This window comes from Asticcacaulis biprosthecium C19 (assembly GCF_000204015.1).
In the GTDB taxonomy this organism is placed as follows: Bacteria; Pseudomonadota; Alphaproteobacteria; order Caulobacterales; family Caulobacteraceae; genus Asticcacaulis; species Asticcacaulis biprosthecius.
In genome coordinates this window covers 825,262-826,982 of record NZ_GL883078.1, presented here as the reverse complement: position 1 = coordinate 826,982, position 1,721 = coordinate 825,262, and the positions used below count along the sequence as shown (strand labels likewise).

Here is a 1,721-nt window from a genome sequence, read left to right as displayed (position 1 = left end):
CGCTGGTGCGCCAATCACCTTGTTTCAAGCTCTGTAATCGTTTACCAAAACCGATGTTACCAGGCCACTTGGATCGGCTTTATATGATGATGTGTCAAGCTTGGGGCCTTGTTCGGTAAGGCTTCTCGGCGGCATTGAATACGTATGCAGTCGATTTTAAGGGCTTTTTTGCATGGACTCCATGCCGTAGGGTGACCCCACCAAAAAGAACAAACGGGCGAGGATCGTCCGATTTCGGGAGCAGGAAACGAAGATGAAATCCTCCAGACTGGCTGTGACTCTGCTGACCTCCACGCTCCTGGCCGCCGGTGCGCTGACAGGTATGGCCGCGCCGGCCCTCGCCGCCGATACCGACGTCACCCAGCGGCCGCCGGTTGCCAGCACCATCGCCACGGTGACCTCACCCAGCGGCGTGCTGACGGTTGATGTCGCGCTCGATGTCAATGGCAGCCTGGCCTATTCGGTCAAACACATGGGCAAGGAGGTCATCTCGCCCTCACGCCTGGGCCTGATCCTGTCCAACGCCCCCAAGCTCGATCGCAATTTCAGCCTGGTCGAAGCCAAAACCACATCGCACGACGAAACCTGGGAGCAGCCCTGGGGCGAATGGCGCTTCATCCGCGATAACCACAATGAGCTGCGCGTCACCGTGGTCCAGAAGGGTTACATGAAGGAAGGCCGTCAACTGACGGTCGTCTTCCGCGTCTTCGACGACGGCATCGGCTTCCGTTACGAATTCCCCGACCAGCCGCAACTGAAGCACCTGTCGATCGTCGATGAACTGAGCGAATTCGCTGTGGTCGACACTTCGACCGCCTGGTGGAACGCTGCCGGCGAGTGGAACCGCGAGGAATATCCGGTCGACAAGACGCCTTTGAAGGAGGTCAGCCTGGCCCAGACGCCGCTGACCTTGAAGACCGACAACGGCCTCTACATGACGTTCCACGAAGCCGCCCTGATCGATTATGCCGCCGTGTGGCTGCGCCGGGTCAATGGGCAAAGGCTGAAGGTGCAACTGGCTCCGACCGGTGAGCCCGGCAAGAAGTCGGTCGAACGCGACGCGCCATTTTCGACGCCGTGGCGGACTGTCCTGATCGCCGACTCGGCGCCGGGTCTCTACATGTCGCACGTCATGCTGAACCTGAACGAGCCCAACAAGCTGGGCGATGTCTCATGGGTCAAGCCGTACAAATATGTCGGCATCTGGTGGGATATGCACCTGGGGACCCGCACCTGGGAGCCCAGCGCGAAGCACGGCGCCACGACCGAATATACCAAGAAACACATCGATTTTGCCGCAAAGCACGGTTTCCGTGGCGTCCTGGTCGAAGGTTGGAACAAGGGCTGGGAAGACTGGTTCGCCACCGGCCACCTGTTCAAGTTCGATGAGGCCTATCCCGATTTCGACATGGCCGAGATCTCGGCCTATGGCCTGAAAAAGGGCGTCCGTCTGGTCGGCCACCACGAAACCGGCGGCAATATCGCCAATTATGAGCCGCAGATGCAGGCCGCCTATGCCTACTATCAAAAGTACGGCGTCGACTCGATCAAGACCGGCTATGTCGCTGACGCCGGCGGCGCCCAGGCCATGGGACCGGACGGGATCTATTTCACCTGGAACGACAGCCAGGACATGGTGCGCCATTATACAAAGGTCGCCGTCGAGGCCGCGAAATACAAGATCGCCATCGATACCCATGAGCCGATCAAGGACACCGGCC

General features: G+C 59.6%; 1 protein-coding gene. It reads left to right on the top strand.

Features of this window, described 5'->3' with window-relative positions; genetic code table 11:
- Positions 1 to 253 precede the first annotated feature (253 nt).
- A partial coding sequence (locus tag ABI_RS14155; protein WP_040309280.1) for a glycoside hydrolase family 97 N-terminal domain-containing protein occupies positions 254 to 1,721 on the top strand: 1,468 nt, incomplete at its 3' end.